Origin of the sequence: Aureimonas altamirensis (genome assembly GCF_023702225.1) — a bacterium.
Taxonomy (GTDB): domain Bacteria; phylum Pseudomonadota; class Alphaproteobacteria; order Rhizobiales; family Rhizobiaceae; genus Aureimonas; species Aureimonas altamirensis_B.
Genome location: NZ_JAMQCO010000007.1, coordinates 142,616 through 158,823 on the forward strand (window position 1 = coordinate 142,616; position 16,208 = coordinate 158,823).

General features: G+C 64.8%; 16 protein-coding genes. 6 read left to right on the plus strand and 10 right to left on the minus strand.

The window, feature by feature from the left end; translation table 11 throughout:
* Window positions 1-41 precede the first annotated feature (41 nt).
* The 3 genes from NDN16_RS13030 (at window position 42) to NDN16_RS21120 (ending at window position 2,135) form a co-directional block, all read left to right on the plus strand.
* Window positions 42-1,256, plus strand: coding sequence for an acyl-CoA dehydrogenase (locus NDN16_RS13030; RefSeq protein ID WP_435301097.1), 1,215 nt, complete (start codon window positions 42-44; stop codon window positions 1,254-1,256).
* A gap of 150 nt (window positions 1,257-1,406) precedes the next feature.
* Window positions 1,407-1,688 (plus strand): HNH endonuclease, encoded by a 282-nt coding sequence (locus tag NDN16_RS13035; protein ID WP_251114015.1) that lies wholly within the window; start codon window positions 1,407-1,409, stop codon window positions 1,686-1,688.
* 48 nt (window positions 1,689-1,736) lie between these two features.
* Window positions 1,737-2,135: a type II toxin-antitoxin system PemK/MazF family toxin gene (locus NDN16_RS21120; protein WP_353050217.1), complete on the plus strand. Its 399-nt coding sequence runs from the start codon at window positions 1,737-1,739 to the stop codon at window positions 2,133-2,135.
* A gap of 110 nt (window positions 2,136-2,245) precedes the next feature.
* Here the strand turns inward: NDN16_RS21120 and phoB are convergent, their stop codons facing one another.
* From phoB to NDN16_RS13075, 8 genes are all read right to left on the minus strand, one after another.
* Entirely contained in the window at window positions 2,246-2,962 is a 717-nt protein-coding gene (gene phoB / locus NDN16_RS13040; RefSeq protein ID WP_251114016.1) for a phosphate regulon transcriptional regulator PhoB, read from the minus strand.
* A 10-nt stretch (window positions 2,963-2,972) separates the two neighbouring features.
* Window positions 2,973-3,698 (minus strand): phosphate signaling complex protein PhoU, encoded by a 726-nt coding sequence (phoU, locus tag NDN16_RS13045; protein WP_251114017.1) that lies wholly within the window; start codon window positions 3,696-3,698, stop codon window positions 2,973-2,975.
* Between the two features lie 16 nt (window positions 3,699-3,714).
* Window positions 3,715-4,524: a phosphate ABC transporter ATP-binding protein PstB gene (gene pstB, locus NDN16_RS13050; protein WP_285292664.1), complete on the minus strand. Its 810-nt coding sequence runs from the start codon at window positions 4,522-4,524 to the stop codon at window positions 3,715-3,717.
* A gap of 18 nt (window positions 4,525-4,542) precedes the next feature.
* The gene (gene pstA / locus NDN16_RS13055) at window positions 4,543-5,862 is read right to left on the minus strand and encodes a phosphate ABC transporter permease PstA (protein ID WP_251114018.1); all 1,320 of its coding nucleotides are present in this window, start codon (window positions 5,860-5,862) and stop codon (window positions 4,543-4,545) included.
* The gene (pstC, locus tag NDN16_RS13060) at window positions 5,862-7,337 is read right to left on the minus strand and encodes a phosphate ABC transporter permease subunit PstC (protein ID WP_251114019.1); all 1,476 of its coding nucleotides are present in this window, start codon (window positions 7,335-7,337) and stop codon (window positions 5,862-5,864) included. The genes pstA and pstC overlap by 1 nt, the downstream gene beginning before the upstream one ends.
* Window positions 7,338-7,435: 98 nt before the next feature.
* Window positions 7,436-8,434: a PstS family phosphate ABC transporter substrate-binding protein gene (locus NDN16_RS13065; RefSeq protein ID WP_251114153.1), complete on the minus strand. Its 999-nt coding sequence runs from the start codon at window positions 8,432-8,434 to the stop codon at window positions 7,436-7,438.
* Window positions 8,435-8,654: 220 nt separating this feature from the next.
* Window positions 8,655-9,809, minus strand: a complete 1,155-nt coding sequence (locus NDN16_RS13070; RefSeq protein ID WP_251114020.1) for an ATP-binding protein — start codon at window positions 9,807-9,809, stop codon at window positions 8,655-8,657.
* A 12-nt stretch (window positions 9,810-9,821) separates the two neighbouring features.
* Window positions 9,822-10,769 carry a hypothetical protein gene (locus NDN16_RS13075; protein WP_251114021.1) on the minus strand — a complete coding sequence of 316 codons (948 nt, stop codon included), beginning with the start codon at window positions 10,767-10,769 and terminating at the stop codon, window positions 9,822-9,824.
* A gap of 196 nt (window positions 10,770-10,965) precedes the next feature.
* Between NDN16_RS13075 and NDN16_RS13080 the strand changes: the two genes are divergently transcribed.
* Window positions 10,966-12,828, plus strand: a complete 1,863-nt coding sequence (locus NDN16_RS13080) for a glycoside hydrolase family 15 protein (protein ID WP_251114022.1) — start codon at window positions 10,966-10,968, stop codon at window positions 12,826-12,828.
* The gene (locus NDN16_RS13085; RefSeq protein ID WP_251114023.1) at window positions 12,815-13,630 is read left to right on the plus strand and encodes an SDR family oxidoreductase; all 816 of its coding nucleotides are present in this window, start codon (window positions 12,815-12,817) and stop codon (window positions 13,628-13,630) included. The genes NDN16_RS13080 and NDN16_RS13085 overlap by 14 nt, the downstream gene beginning before the upstream one ends.
* Before the next feature lie 36 nt (window positions 13,631-13,666).
* Here NDN16_RS13085 and NDN16_RS13090 read toward each other — a convergent pair whose 3' ends face one another.
* Both NDN16_RS13090 and NDN16_RS13095 read right to left on the minus strand, forming a co-directional pair.
* Complete coding sequence (locus NDN16_RS13090; protein ID WP_251114024.1) at window positions 13,667-14,365, minus strand: DUF1013 domain-containing protein; 699 nt, start codon at window positions 14,363-14,365, stop codon at window positions 13,667-13,669.
* 134 nt (window positions 14,366-14,499) lie between these two features.
* Window positions 14,500-15,492: an NAD(P)H-quinone oxidoreductase gene (locus tag NDN16_RS13095; protein WP_251114154.1), complete on the minus strand. Its 993-nt coding sequence runs from the start codon at window positions 15,490-15,492 to the stop codon at window positions 14,500-14,502.
* Between the two features lie 275 nt (window positions 15,493-15,767).
* Between NDN16_RS13095 and NDN16_RS13100 the strand changes: the two genes are divergently transcribed.
* Window positions 15,768-16,190, plus strand: coding sequence for a DUF1465 family protein (locus NDN16_RS13100; protein ID WP_435301098.1), 423 nt, complete (start codon window positions 15,768-15,770; stop codon window positions 16,188-16,190).
* The last annotated feature ends 18 nt before the right edge of the window (window positions 16,191-16,208 follow it).

The following is a 16,208-nucleotide window of genomic DNA, read 5'->3' on the forward strand; positions in this document are numbered from 1 at the left end:
ATTCATGCGATAGCAGGCCCATCGATTTGGGAGACATGGACATGACACACGCTTTTCCCGCCGGTGGGCAACCCGCGATGGGCCGGTTCGACTGGGCGGACGCGTTCATGCTGGAAGCGCAGCTCACCGAGGACGAGCGGTTGATCCGCGATTCCGCCAGGGACTTCGCCCAGGAAAAGCTGCAGCCCCGTATCCTCGAAGCCTATGAGCGGGAGACGGTCGAGCCGGACATCTTCCGCGAGATGGGGTCCCTCGGCCTGCTCGGCGTCACCCTGCCGGAGGATTACGGCTGCGCCGGCGCATCCTATGTCGCCTACGGCCTCGTCGCGCGCGAGGTGGAGCGTGTCGATTCCGGCTATCGCTCGATGATGAGCGTGCAATCCTCGCTCGTCATGTACCCGATCTACGCCTACGGAACGGAAGAGCAGCGGCGCAAGTACCTGCCGCGGCTTGCCTCCGGCGAATGGATCGGTTGTTTCGGACTGACGGAGCCCGATGCCGGGTCCGATCCGAACGGCATGAAGACGCGCGCCGAAAAGGTCGCCGACGGCTACCGCATCAGCGGCGCCAAGATGTGGATCTCCAATTCGCCCATCGCCGACGTCTTCGTGGTCTGGGCGAAGTCCGATGCCCATGACGGCGCCATACGCGGCTTCGTGCTGGAAAAGGGCATGGCCGGTCTTTCCGCGCCAAAGATCAACGGCAAGCTGTCGCTTCGCGCCTCCGTGACCGGCGAGATCGTCATGGACGGCGTCGTCGTTCCGGAAGACGCCCTCCTGCCGCATGTCAGCGGATTGAAAGGGCCTTTCGGCTGCCTCAACCGTGCACGCTACGGCATTTCATGGGGCGTGCTGGGTGCTGCGGAAGACTGCTGGCAGCGCGCCCGCAACTACACGTTGGAGCGCATCCAGTTCGACCGCCCGCTCGCGGCCACGCAGCTCGTCCAGAAGAAGCTGGCCGACATGCAGACGGAGATCGCGTTGGGTCTGCAGGCTTCCTTGCGTGTCGGACGGCTGTTCGACGAGGATGCGCTGGCGCCGGAGGCGATCAGCCTGGTCAAGCGCAACAATTGCGGCAAGGCGCTGGACATCGCGCGGATGGCGCGCGACATGCATGGCGGAAACGGCATCATGGGCGAGTACCATGTGATGCGGCATCTCCAGAACCTCGAGACGGTCAACACCTATGAAGGCACGCACGATGTGCATGCGCTTATCCTGGGTCGCGCCCAGACGGGGCTGCAGGCCTTCGCCTGATCGGCGCCCGCTTCGGCCGGCCGGGATGCAGTTTTTGCCCGGTCGGCTTGCTTGCGCCCTATCTCGACGGAATGGAGCGAACGGATCTGCTCCCTGGACGAACCTGTTCCTGCTGTCGAATTGAACGATGCTACGAGGACTCTGAACGCCATGGCAAATGCGGATGCATGCTGGCTGTGCGGCCGCCCGCTGGGCAGCCGCGTGGAATGGCATCATCCTGTCCCGAAGAGCCGCGGCGGCCGGCAGATCGTTCCGGTGCATCCGATCTGCCATCGCACCATGCACGCGTATTTCACCAACACCGAACTGGCCCGAATGGAATTGGAGGGCCAGAGCCTGCGCGAGCGACCGGAACTTACCGGTTTCCTGAAATGGATCGCCCGCCGCCCGCCCGACTTTCACGCGCCAACGCGCAAAACATATAGAGTTTAACTTTTTAATGATATAATTGGCGGCTTGAATTGAAGAAAGCCGCCTTGCATGATCAACTTCGCTCCAAAACGTGGGCAAATCCTTATCTGCAACTTCGACATGGCGACGGTCCCCCCAGAGATGCGAAAAGTGCGCAGAGTCGTCGTAGTATCTCCAAGATCATATAACTCCCCGCATTTCACCGCTTCAGGCAAATGCGTCGTGGTTCCTCTTACGGCGTCTGAACCACGCGAGCCCCGAGCGTCCCACGTGTCTTTCAACGAGGAAACGTATCTCAGTCTCAAGGTGCGGACTTGGGCAATCTGCGAAATGTTGGCGCATGTTTCGCACAGACGCTTGGATCGTGTGCGGGTTAGCGGTCAGTACCTCAGTGAGGGAATGACGGACGCCGACATTCTACGTGTCGAGACCGGCCTGCGGCACGCGCTCGGATTTTCGGAAGATTGATATCCTATTCGCGTTACGCTAAATTGGCAGCACATCCCGAAAGGGACTTGCAGGCCTCGCACCCTCGGCTCGTTCAGGGCTTCATGGGTTGCGAGGCCTAAATTTTCAGTTCAGCGCGCAGCGACCTGGCGGACGGATGCGAAGGTTTCGTCCAGCGCGTAGCCGGCGCCGCGGACGGTGCGGATCGGGTCGCGCTGGCGGCCACGGTTGATCGCCTTGCGCAAGCGGCCGACATGGACGTCCACCGTACGCTCGTCGACATAGATGTCGCGGCCCCAGACACCGTCCAGCAACTGCTCGCGAGAGAAGACGCGACCGGGAGCCTGCAGCAGGAATTCCAGGAGCTTGAACTCGGTCGGCCCCAGCTTTACCTCGCGGCCGGCGCGGCGCACGCGATGCGTCTCGCGGTCGAGGTCGATGTCGCCGGCCGTCAACTGGGAGGAGATGCGCTCGGGCTTCACCCGCCGCAGAAGCCCCTTCACGCGGGCCATCAGCTCCGGGGTGGAGAACGGCTTGACCACATAATCGTCGGCGCCCACGGAAAGCCCGCGCACACGCTCGCTCTCTTCGCCGCGCGCGGTGAGAAGAATGATCGGCATACGCTCCGTTTCCGGCCGCAGACGCAGGCGGCGGCACAGCTCGACCCCGGAAAGGCCCGGCAGCATCCAATCCAGGATCAGGAGATCCGGAACCTCTTCCTTGAGGCGAAGATCGGCCTCGTCGCCGCGCATGATCGTGTCGACGGTGAAGCCCTCGGCCTCGAGGTTGTAGCGCAGGAGGACGCTGAGGGCCTCCTCATCCTCGACAACAGTAACCCTGGCGTTCATCCCGATGCCCTCACTTGCCCGTATCGACGTTCACCGGCAGCACCATGGAAGGGGTGCGGTCGCCCTTGGGACGCTCGTCCTCGATCTGCTGGCCCGTCTTGATGTAGTAGATCGTCTCGGCGATGTTCGTCGCATGATCGCCGATGCGCTCGATGTTCTTGGCGCTGAACAGGAGATGGGTGCAGGCCGAGATGTTGCGCGGATCCTCCATCATGTAGGTCAGGAGCTCGCGGAAGATCGACGTGTACATTGCGTCGATATCCTCGTCGCGGGCACGCACCGCCTCGGCCCGGTCGGTATCGCGCGTCGCATAGGAATCCAGCACGTCCTTCAACTGGTCGAGGGCCAGTTCGGCCATATGCTCGATCCCGCGCGTCAGCTGGACCGGCTGCCCGAACTCGTGGACCGCGATGACGCGCTTGGCGATGTTCTTGCCGAGGTCGCCGATGCGCTCCAGGTCGGAGGCGATGCGGATGGAGCCGACGATCTCGCGCAGGTCCTGCGCCATCGGCTGGCGCTTGGCGATCGTCAGGATGGCGCGCTCTTCCAGCTCGCGCTGGGCTGCGTCCAGGAGAACGTCGTCCGCCACCACCGACTGGGCAAGCGAGAAGTCGCTCCGCGTCAGGGCGCGCACCGATTGCTCCACCATGCGCTCGGCCTGGCCGCCCATCTCGGAGATGCGGCGCATGATGTATTTCAGCTCTTCGTCGTAAGAGCGTACGATGTGATCTTCCATGTTTCCCCTCCCCCGGTCAGCCGAAGCGGCCGGTGATGTAATCCTGCGTGCGCTTGTCGTCCGGGTTGGAGAACATCTTCTCCGTCGGTCCGACCTCCACGATCCGCCCGAGGTGGAACATGGCCGTGCTTTGCGACACGCGCGCCGCCTGCTGCATGGAGTGCGTCACGATGACGATGGTGAAGTTCTGCTTCAACTCGTCGATCAGCTCTTCGACCGTCGCGGTCGCGATGGGATCGAGCGCCGAGCATGGCTCGTCCATCAGGATCACCTCCGGCGACACGGCGATGGCTCGAGCGATGCAGAGGCGCTGCTGCTGGCCACCCGACAGTCCGGTGCCGGCGTCATGGAGGCGATCCTTCACCTCCTCGAACAAGCCGGCCTTCTTGAGGCTGGTGACGACGATTTCCTCGAGGTCGGTCTTGTTGCGAGCCAGGCCATGGATCTTGGGGCCATAGCCGACATTCTCGAAGATGGACTTCGGAAAGGGATTCGGCTTCTGGAACACCATGCCGACGCGGGCGCGCAGTTCCACCACGTCGAGGTCGCGGTCGTAAATATCGTCACCGTCGAGCGTGATCCGCCCTTCGACGCGGCAGCCTTCGATCGTGTCGTTCATGCGGTTGAGCGTCCGCAAAAAAGTGGACTTGCCGCAGCCGGACGGGCCGATCAGCGCCGTCACCTGCCGCTCCGCGACATTCAGGTCCACCTCGTACAGCGCCTGCTTGGCGCCGTAGAAGACGGAGACTTTCTCACCACGCATCTTGATGGGCATGTCGGGCTTTCCTGCTGGCCGGGCGGCCGTGATGTGAAGATGTTCCATCATGATCTGCTCCTGCCGCTCCTACCAGCGACGTTCGAACCGGCGGCGCAGAAGCACCGCAGCGATATTCATGAATGCAAGGAACGCAAGCAGCACGATGATCGCGCCGGATGTGCGCTCGACAAAGGCGCGGTCGGCCTCGTTGGCCCACATGAAGATCTGCACCGGCAGCGCCGTCGCCGGGCTCATCGGACCGGAGGGAAAATCGGCGACGAAGGCGACCATGCCGATCAGCAGAAGCGGGGCCGTCTCTCCGAGCGCCTGGGCGAGCCCGATGATGGTGCCGGTGAGGATGCCGGGCGCGGCAAGCGGCAGAACATGCTGGAACACCATCTGGTTGCGCGAGGCGCCGAGACCCAGCGCAGCCGCGCGGATGGAGGGCGGCACGGCCTTCAACGCCGCGCGCGTGGCGATGATGATCGTCGGCAGCGTCATCAGCGTCAGCACGAGGCCGCCGACCAGGGATGCCGAGCGCGGCAGGCCGAACCAGTTGATGAACACGGCGAGGCCGAGAAGACCGAAGACGATGGAGGGCACCGCCGCCAGATTGTTGATGTTCACCTCAATGAGGTCGGTCAGCTTGTTCTTCGGCGCGAACTCCTCGAGGTAGATCGCCGCGGCGACGCCGATGGGCAGCGACAACACCAGGACGATCAGCATCATGTAGAGCGAACCGAGGATGGCGACGCCGACGCCGGCCGTTTCCGCGCGGCTCGAGGCGCCGCTCGTGAAGAAGGCCGTGTTGAAGCGCTGCGCAAGATCGCCGGCCTGTTCCAGCTCGTCCATCCAGCGCAGCTGCATGTCGTTCAGCGGTCTGCGGCTTTCCTCCACGGAAAGGTTGAACTGGCCTTTCAGGGCGCTGTCCACCGTGGAGTTGGCGAAGATCCAGACGTCCTGCGTGGTGCCGATGATGGACGGATCCTGAAGCACCATCTGGCGGAGCTGCAGGCGTACGCCCTGCGATACCAGCCCTGCGGCGCGCTGCACCTCCTGCCGGTTCGACGGGTCGATTCCGAGGCGCTGCACGATGGCGTCCTGCGTCAGGCGCGGATAGTTGGCGCGCATCAGGGCCGAAGCGTCCTGCCCGCCGGTGCCGTCGGGGTCGATGACCTCTTGCGAGAAGGTGATCGGCAGCCGGATCTCGGTTTGCCAGAAGGCGGTATAACCCTGCGAGATGACCGTCCACAGCAACGTGCACAGGAAGATCAGGCCGATGGCGATGGCTGCGATGCCGTAGGCCTTGAAGCGGCGTTCGGCGGCGTAGCGACGCTTGATGCCGATGTCGCGGCGCGGCGGCGCCTTGCTGACGGCGCCGGCCTTGTCGATGGAAATGTCGGTCATCAGTCGTACTGCTCCCGGTATTTGCGCACGATGTAGAGGGCGACGACGTTGAGGATCAGCGTCATGACGAACAGCGTGATGCCCAAGGCAAAGGCGACGAGGCTCTGCGGCGAGGTGAAGTCGAGATCGCCCGTCAGCTGGCTGACGATCTTGATCGTCACCGTCGTCATGGCCTCGAACGGGTTGATGGTGATGTTGGCAGCGATGCCCGCCGCCAGAACCACGATCATGGTTTCGCCGATGGCGCGCGAGGCGGTCAGCAGCAACGCCGATACGATGCCCGGCAGCGCCGCCGGCAGGACCACGCGCTTGACCGTCTCGGAGCGCGTCGCTCCGAGCCCGAGCGAGCCGTCGCGCAGCGAACGTGGAACGGCGGTGATGATGTCGTCGGACAGGGACGACACGAAGGGGATCAGCATGATGCCCATCACCAGGCCCGCCGTCAGCACGCTCTGCGCCTGGATGAAGGCTGTGTAATCACCGGTCGCGAGCCCGGAAAGCTGTGCCGACAGGTCGCGCAGGAAGGGGCCGACGGTGATCAGCGCGAAGAAGCCGTAGACGATGGTGGGAATGCCGGCCAGCACTTCCAGCAGCGGCTTGACGAAGGCGCGAACGGGGTTGCTGGCATATTCGGCCATGTAGATGGCCGCGAACAGGCCCACCGGCACCGCGAACAGCATGGCCACGAAGCCGATGTAGAGCGTGCCGAGCAACAGCGGGATCAGGCCGAACTGCCCCTGCACGCTGGAGCCTGCGGCGGCGAAACGCGGCTCCCACACGGTCCCGAAGAAAAAGTCGGCCGGGGGAATGCGCGAGAAGAAATCGAGAGATTCGAACAGCATCGAGAACACGATGCCGACCGTCGTCAGGATGGCGATGGACGAGGCGAGGATAAGAAAGCCCCTCACGACGCCCTCGACCGCATTGCGCGCTTTCAGGCGCCGCTGGATGCGGGAGAGCGCGAAGACGAGGCCAGCCGCCGCGACGGCCAGAACCGCGATGCTCATGCCGAGCCGGCTGTAATCCTCGGATGCGATCTGCCGCAGCGCCAGCGGAACCATGAAATCCTGCGTCTCGGCAGCCAGCGGAATGCCGCGACGCTGCAGGAGAGGCCGCAATTCGTCGACGGTCGCGTTTTCGAGGTTCTGCTTTTCGTCGTCGGGCAGCGCGCGGATGCCCGCGGCAAGCGACCCGACCATGTTCGCCGCCAGATGCGGCGGCAAGCTGGTCTCGACCTCGGCGAGGCGGCCGGAGATGTCGTTGGCCGTCAGCACAGGCGCGAAGGCGACCCACGCGGCCAGCAGCGCGATTGCCGGAACGGCCACGAAACTGAAGACGTAGGAGCCATGATAGACGGGGCGCGAATGAAGCTTGACGCCCCCCTCGCCCGAAAGGCGCATGGCGCGGGCCCGGCCCATGAAAAATCCCGCCAATGCAATCAGCAGGACGGTTGCAACGATCGAAAGTGTGGACATCGTTTCACGCTCGTCGAAGGCCGGGGGAGCGCGCGGGCGGATTTGCGCCGCGGGCATGCGAAGACCGGGCGCCGAAGCGCCCGGCCGCTATGGCTGCATCAGCCTTCGATGGTGGTGCCGGCCGTGAACTTTTCGCGGACCGCCTCACGCTCGGCGTCCGGCGCCGGGACGAGGCCGTACTGCGCCAGCGGACCGTCCGGGCCGACCATCTGGTCGTCGAGGAAAAATTCGACGAATTCCTGCAGGCCGGGGACGACACCCACATGCGCCTTCTTGACGTAGAAGAACAGCGGGCGCGAAACCGGGTACTCGCCGGCCGAGATCGTCTCGACGCTCGGCGTCACGCCGCTGATCGTCGCAACCTTCAGGCGGTCCTGGTTCTGCTCGTAGAAGGCGAGGCCGAATACGCCGACGCTCTGCGGGTTGGCGTCGATGCGCGACAGGGTCTCGGTGTAGTCGCCGGAGATGTCGGTGGTGATGTTGCCGCCGCGAACCGAGATGCACTGGTCGTGCGCGGCCTTCTTGTCCATGCCGGAAGCCGTGAACGCCTCGAGAGCGCCGGAAGCCTCGCAACCTGCGGCCAGCAGCTTTTCGTCGAAGACTTCACGCGTACCGTGGTTTTCGGCCGGGATGAAGGCCGAGATCGGCTGGGCCGGCAGCGAGGCGTCGACGTCGGCCCAGGTGGCGGCGGTGTTGTCGACGACCTGGCCGTCCTTGACCACCTTCGCGGCCAGCGCCTTGAAGACCAGTTCCGGGGTCAGGGCGAAATCGGGGCCCGATGCGGCCGAGGCGAAGACGATGCCGTCATAGCCGAACTGCACTTCCTGTATGTCGGTCACGCCGGCATCCTGGCAGGCCTTGCGCTCGCTGTCGCTGATGGGGCGCGAGGCATTGGCGATATCGACCGTCTGAGAGCCGACGCCCTGGCAGAACTGGCGGAAGCCGCCGGACGTGCCGCCCGATTCGACGATGGGGGTCGGAAAGTCGGGATACACCTCGCCGAAGTTTTCGGCGACGATCTGCGCATAGGGCAGCACGGTAGAGGAGCCGGCGATCTGGATCTGTTCGACCGACTGGGCATGCGCCCCGGCGGACATGAAGAAAGCGGCGCCGAGCGCGAGGCTCGCTAGGGTCTTGGTCGTCACGGGTTCTACTCCTTCGGGAGTTGTCTTTGGAATTTGCCTCGACCCGCGCAACGCTGTCGCGCCGCCGTCTTCGGGTCGGCTAACCCTCTACCGGTTTGCCTTGAACCATATATGACGGTCTGGTTTCCGATTTATGACAGCGCAAAATATTGAAAAATATAAGATTATTCCACTAAGGGCGATTCTTTGTCATGGTCGGGAAGCGCATTGCGAAGGTGGAGCCCTCGCCCGGCCGCGACTGAATGAGGAGTCGCGTGTTGTGGCGCTGCAGGATATTGCGCACGATGGACAGGCCGAGGCCCGTGCCGTCCGCCTTGGCGGCCTTGCCCTCTTCGACGCGGTAGAAGCGTTCCGTCAGGCGCGGAACGTGCTCGGCAGGAATGCCTCGCCCGAAATCCTGCACGAAGGCTTCGACTGTCGATTGCATCTTCGGCGCCGGACGTATCCCCATTATGACACGTTCGCCGCCGCCGGCATATTTGATCGCGTTTTCGACGAGGTTCGAGAAGACCCGCGAAAGCTCGTCATGGCTGCCGTTGACCTCGACGGCGGTGTCGGGCACCTCGAGTTCGAGGCGCAGGCCAGCCGCGCCGGCGCGGGCCTCGAGCGCATCCCGGACCTCCTCCAGCATCCGGCAAAGGTCGACGCGCTCACCCGGGCCGAGCGCCGGGCGCGTCTCGATTCGCGACAGGGACAGAAGGTCGTCGATGAGCCTGGACATGCGGCCCGCCTGTTCGCGCATGATGGCCAGGAATTTCTCGCGCGCACCGGTATCGTTGCGCGCCGGCCCCTGAAGCGTCTCGATGAAGCCGATCAGCGAAGCCAGCGGCGTCCGCAATTCATGACTTGCATTGGCCACGAAATCGGTGCGCATCCGCTCGATCTGCCGCTCGGCGGTGCGGTCCTGCATGGTGAACAGCAAAAGCTCCGGCGCGTCGTCCGGCGCCTCGCGGATGCCCACGATCTCCACCCCGAAGGAGCGCACGCGCGGCGCCCTCTCGGCCAGTTCCACCTGCCTCGGCGTACCCGTTTCAAGCACGGCCTGTGCGGCTGACAGAAGCTCCGGCGCCCGGAACCGTATCGACAAGGGGTCGCCGACAGACATCGCACCGAACGTCGCCTGGCTCGTCGAATTGCAGAATCGGATGACGAGCGCCTTGTCCACCAGCAAAGCCGGCTCCTGCATGGCCTCCAGAACGGCTTTCATTCCGGCGTCGGGCCAGTGGGGCTGCATGCGCGGCCCGCCGACGCCGCCGGGCCTTTCCGCGCCGAGGCGCGAGGCCAGGCGGGATGCGGCGCGGGACAGGAAGGATCGGTCGTCCGCCATGGCAAGCCGGCCTTATCCGATGACGCGCATCCGCACGGCGAAGAGATCGAGGTCGGAGCCCTCGCCGCCGACGCCGGGGGCGATGGCCAGTGTGGCCGGGCTGGCGGCGTCGCCCGGCACGGCGATGTCGAAGACGAAGGCCTCTTCCTGCATGCTCGTCACGAATCGCTGCCGGTCGCAGATGCTGTTGCTGGCGAAGAGGCATCGCACGCTGAATTCCCGCGCGCGGGAATCGGGCGAGCCGGCCGTCAGCTCCACCCGCACCGTGGATCCGGCGATCTCGCCGACGAGCCCCGGCCCGACGGCCAGCATCACTTCGCTGGTCTGGCCGCTGGGAGATTGCATGCGCACCGCCTCGCGCCCATTGGCGGTGATCGCCTCGACGCGGCCGCCCTCCGGCGTCGACAGCGTCTCGATATTGCCGCCGGAAAAGACGTTGATCCACGAGATGTCGGTCGGCGAAGCCGCTTCGCCGGTCAGAGCCGCGTTGCTGCCGTCGCCCGCCGGAACGGCATCGCCCGTCTGGAAGATCGTGCTCAGGACGTAAAGTGCGATGACGAGGAAAAGCGCGACGCCGATGCCGATCAGGGTCGGCGTGGACACGAGGCCCCGGCGGGGAGGAGGCCGGTCGATGCCGGGCTCGTAGTCCGCATGCGGCTCCGGCGACCGATAGCCGGCGCGCTCGTCGTCGAAGACGTCGTCATCGCCTGCATGCGGGGGCGCCGCATCATGATCATGCCCGGCCGGCAGTGCACCGGCCTCGAAATCGTCTTCGATCCGCGAGATCGCGTCCGCCAGCGCATGGCGGCGTCGATGTGCCTCGTCCGCCGGCACGGCCTTCTCGGCAAGCATCTTCTCGAGGGCGCGCTCGGATGCCTGATAGATTGAAAGCCTGAATTCGGGGTCGGCTGCATCACCGCCGTTCAGCGCGCGCCGCAGGCTTTCTTCCAATGCACTCATTACACCTCCGCTCGGGCTTGCGGCCCTGTGCATCATGCACCACCGGCATGACACGAACCTTGTGTCTCATAGGCGGCACCGGCTTGCCAAGTCGGAACTGCCCAGGATGCAGAAGCTTTATAGGGTGCAACGCACCGCATCCAGGCGCGGCCATCCCGCCGCCCCATCCCCCATCCGATCCGCAGGGCACCGCATCATGAACGAAGCATCCAGCGACACCGTGCCCAACCGCATCGCAGACCATGGCGTGATCGGCGACATGCGCACGGCCGCTCTCGTCGCCGTAGACGGCACCATCGATTTCTTCTGCCATCCGGACTTCGACGCGCCCAGCCTGTTCTGCAGCCTCCTGCATCCGGGCGCCGGCTTCTTCAGCCTCTGTGTCGACAATGACGGGTTCGGCACGCGGCAGATCTATCTGCCCGATACCAACATCCTCCTGACGCGCTTCCTCAACGACGGGGCCATCGGAGAGGTGTCGGACTTCATGCCGACCGACGGTTCGGGGCGCATCGTACGCCGTGCGAAGGCCGTTCTCGGCGAGGTCACCTTTGCGTTGAAGATCGTACCCCGTCCGGATTACGGGCGGATCGTGCCCACGCTGGAACCCGTTGATGGCGGTTTCGCGGTATCCTGGAAGCAGGACGGCAAGGACTACCAGCTCTTTTTCTACAGCGATCGGCCGATGACGGTCGGAGAGGACAGCGCATCCGGCCGATGGACGCTGAAGGAAGGCGAAACCTTTCATGTCGTCTTCTGCCCGGGCCGTGCCGAGATGCCGAAGATCGACAAGGACTACGTCCGCGACGCCTTCCGGCAGACCAGCGAATACTGGCACACATGGGTCGCGGCGGGCCGCTATCCGGGCAACTGGCGCGAGCTCGTCGTCCGCTCGGCCCTGACGCTGAAACTCCTGACATCGCAGAAGCACGGATCCATCGCGGCGGCCGCCACTTTCGGCCTGCCGGAAGTTCTGGGCGGAGAACGCAACTGGGATTACCGCTACTGCTGGGTCCGCGATTCCGCTTTCACGCTCTATGCCTTTTCGCGGCTGAACTATTACGACGAGGCTGAAGCCTTTACCCATTTCCTGCTGGAGCGGGTGATGGAAGAACCGGAGGACGGCGGACCGGGCCTGCAGATCATGTATGCGATGGACGGCCACGACCATCTGCACGAACGCACGCTCGACCATATGGACGGCTTCGAGAACTCGCGCCCGGTCCGGATCGGCAACGAGGCCTATACCCAGCGGCAGATGGACATTTTCGGCGAGTTCATGGACGCCGTCTACATCTCCACCAAGGCGCGCGGCAAACCGACGACCAGCGCCTGGAAGAAGATGCGCCGCATGCTGGACTGGCTCGCGGCCAACTGGCACCTGCCGGACAAGGGTATCTGGGAAAGCCGTGGGGAAGACGAGGAGTATCTCTCCTCCCGCCTGATGTGCTGGGTTGCGCTGGACCGCGGGCTGCGCATCGCCCTGCGCCAGTCGCTTCCATGTGACGTCGAAACATGGCGCACGGCGCGAGACACGATCCAGCAAACCATACTGGAAGAGTTCTGGAACCCGGAGATCGGCGCCTTCACGCAGGTAAAGGGCGGCGTCGCGCTGGATGCGGTGGTGCTGTTGATGCCGCTGGTCCGGTTCATCAACCCGCGCGATCCCATGTGGGTTTCGACGCTGAAGGCGGTTCAGGAAAACCTCGTCCATGACTGCCTCGTCCATCGCTACAATCACGACGAAGCCAGCCATGACGGCCTCGAAGGACGCGAAGGCTCGTTCACGATCTGCTCGTTCTGGTATGTGGAGGCGCTGGCGCGGACTGGCCATGTCGCGGAAGCGCGGCTGCTGTTCGAGAAGCTGCACTCCTACGCCAACCACCTCGGCCTCTACGCCGAGGAATTGTCGTCCTCGGGCGATCATCTCGGCAACTTCCCACAGGGGCTGACGCATCTGTCGCTGATTTCGGCGGCGATCTGGCTGGATCGCGCCCTCAGCGACCGCAGCGTCGGCGAGCACAGGCACATACTGGAGGATCCGGATGGCATATCATGACATGCATTCGTTGACGGGGCAGTCGGCCCTGGTGACCGGCGCCTCCGCCGGCATCGGGCGTGCCGTCGCCGTTGCGCTGGCCGAGGCCGGCGCCGATGTCGCGGTAAATTACCACGGATCGCGGGACGGCGCCGAAGAGACGGTGGAAATGGTCCGTGCTCTCGGCCGCAGGGCTGTCGCCATCCGGGCCGACGTCGCCTCGCAAGCCGATGTAAAGGCCATGTTCGACACGGCTGAGCAGGCGCTCGGCCCACTCGACATCGTGGTTTCCAATGCCGGACGGCAAAAGGACGCCGCCATCGGCGACATGACGCTGGACGACTGGAACGCCGTCGTCTCGACCAACCTGACGGGCGCATTCCTGGTGGGTCGGGAAGCCATCCTGCGTTTCCGCCGAAAGGGCTTGAGGCCCGATGTCAGCCGGGCGCTCGGCAAGCTGATCTTCAACTCGTCCGTGCACGAGCGGATTCCCTGGGCGTTCCGCGTCAACTACGCGGCCTCCAAGGGCGGATTGAAACTCTTGATGGAATCCCTCGCCCAGGAAGTTTCGCAGGAGCGGATCCGCGTCAATTCCGTCGGACCGGGCGCCATCGCCACCGACATCAACCGTGCCGAACGCGACAAGGATGGTGGTGAAGAGGCGATGTTGAAGCTGATCCCCTACAAGCGGATCGGCGATCCGGAAGACGTCGGACGCGCCACCGCCTGGCTGGCGTCCGACGCCTCCGATTATGTCGTCGGCCACACCCTGTTCGTCGACGGCGGCATGACGCTGTATCCCGAGTTCCGGGGCGGCGGCTGACCGGCCGGCCCCGGAAGCGGTTTCAGGAAAGACAGCTTAGTAGCTGTCTTCCTCCTCGTCTTCCTTGGGCGCATTGCGCATCGAGCTGAGCTTGGCGAAGACGGCGGCAGCGTCCAGCTCCTCGCTTTCGGCGCCGGAGCGGCCATCCTGGTATTCCTGCGTCTGGGCGGCGGCCAGCAGACGCTCTTCCTCGTCCTGCTCGGGCCGGGGCAGCCCACGCGATGCCTTCTCCACCTCGAGATCGAGGTCGATCTGCGAGCAAAGGCCCAGCGTCACGGGGTCCATCGGCTGCAGATTGGCGGAGTTCCAGTGGGTGCGCTCGCGGATCTGTTCGATCGTGTGCTTCGTCGTTCCGACAAGGCGGGAAATCTGCGCGTCCTTCAATTCGGGATGGTTGCGCACCAGCCACAGGATGGCATTGGGACGGTCCTGCCGCTTGGAGACGGGCGTGTAGCGCGGCCCCTTCTTCTTGGCCTCCGGCACGCGCACCTTCGGCGGCGCCAGCTTCAGCCGGTAATTCTCGTCGCCTTCGGCGCGCTTGATCTCCTCGCGGGTCAGCTGGCCGGTGATGATCGGGTCCATGCCCTTGATGCCCTGCGCCGACTCGCCATCCGCGATCGCCTTGATCTCGAGCGGATGCATCTTGCAGAATTCGGCGATCTGGTCGAACGACAGGGCGGTGTTGTCCACCAGCCAGACTGCGGTCGCCTTTGGCATCAGAAGCTGCTGGGCCATGGGGTAAAGGTCTCCTGTTCGCCCGCTCGTCCGAGCGGGCCGTGGTCAAGCGCCACATGTAGGGAAATTCGGGCGTAGTATAGGCATGAGGCAGCCGCTCCGCAAGGAAGCGTCGGCGAATTCGGCTGCATCCGTCACAGATCGGCGTGCCGCGCCGTGGTCAGCACGATCTTGCCGAAATGGTCGGCATCGATGGCGCGGTGCGCTTGTGCCGCCTCTTCCAGCGGAAAGGTCCGGTCGATGACGGGGCGCACCCTTCCCTCTTCCACCAGCGGCCAGACATGCGTCTCGATAGCCTGGGCGATGCCGGCCTTGAAGGCCGCGTCGCGCGCCCGCAGCGTCGACCCCGTTACCGTGATGCGCTTGGCCATCAGAAGCCCGATATCCAGTTCGGCCTTCTGCCCTCGCAGGAAGGCGATCTGGACGATCCGCGCGTCGGCGGCTGCCGCCCTGAGATTGCGCGCCAGATAGTCGCCGCCCACCATGTCCAGGATGACGTCGGCCCCGCGCCCGCCGGTCGCTTCGCGCACGATTTCGACGAAATCCTCGGTGTGGTAGTCCACCGCCCTGTCGGCGCCGAGCTCCACCAGCCGCGCGCATTTTTCGGCGCTGCCGGCCGTCGCCACCACGCGCGCGTTGCGGGCGCGCGCCAATTGTATGGCGGTCGTGCCGATGCCGGAGGCGCCGCCATGCACGAGCAGGGTTTCCCCGGCCATCAGGCCGCCGCGCTCGATGACGTTGTGCCAGACGGTGAAGAAGGTTTCCGGCATCGCTGCCGCCTCGACCATGGAGACGCCGGCCGGCACGGGCAGGACCGAGCCGGCCGGGGCCACGGCAAATTCGGCGTAACCGCCGCCCGGCAGAAGCGCCATGACCGGTTCGCCGACAGCGTGGCCGTCGACGCCCTCGCCGAGCTCCGCGACGGTGCCGGCCACTTCCAGGCCCGGCCAGGCGGGCGCGCCGTTCGGCGGCGGATAGGCACCCTTGCGTTGCAGCACATCGGGCCGGTTCACCCCGGCCGCCTGAACTTCGATCAGGATTTCGCCCTGGCCCGGCCGGGGCCGCGCAACCGTTGCTGCCTTCAGAACCTCCGGGCCACCGAATCCATCCAGAACGACCGCCGTCATCTCCGCCACGAACGCCACCTTCCCATCTTGTCCACAGAAGCTTAACGTGAATTAACCAAGGACATAGTCCATCCTTGCCTTATGGACAGCATCGCCGCACTTTCCCGGCCAGGTCGATGGCGATTCCGCCAGGCGGCTGCAACTTTCAACACGAGTCCGCCGTTTTCGACACCATGAACACTGGCTTCCACGACGACCGTTCTGTCCAAGGCCCGATCCGGCTTGCGGAGCGGCATGCCTGCGGTCAATCCTTTCAAAGCCTGTTTCGCGAAGGCATGGCTCTCGTGGACGAAACGGCAACCTATCTCGACGGGGAAGGTCGCCGCGACAGCGAGCGGCTGGATCGCTCCGGTTCCACCCTGTATGCCGCCGAGTCCATGCGCCTCACGACGCGGCTGATGCATCTGGCCTCCTGGTTGCTGCTGCAGCGTGCGGCCATCCAGGGCGAGATGTCGGCCGAGCAGGTGGCGGCAGAGAAGGCGAAGGTGCGCCTGGACGGCACCTCTGCGGCACAGGATTCGGCAAACTTTTCGGAACTGCCGGAGACATTCCTGCATCTGGTACGCCGCGCCGACCGGCTCGAAGACAGGGTCCGCCGGCTCGACGCCGGCCTGACAGGGCGCACGCCGCTGCGCGAGGCGCCCCGCAACGCCGTTGCCGAGCAGATCGACCTCTTGAAGACCGCCTTCTCCTTTTGATGGCGGCGCCGCCGCAAC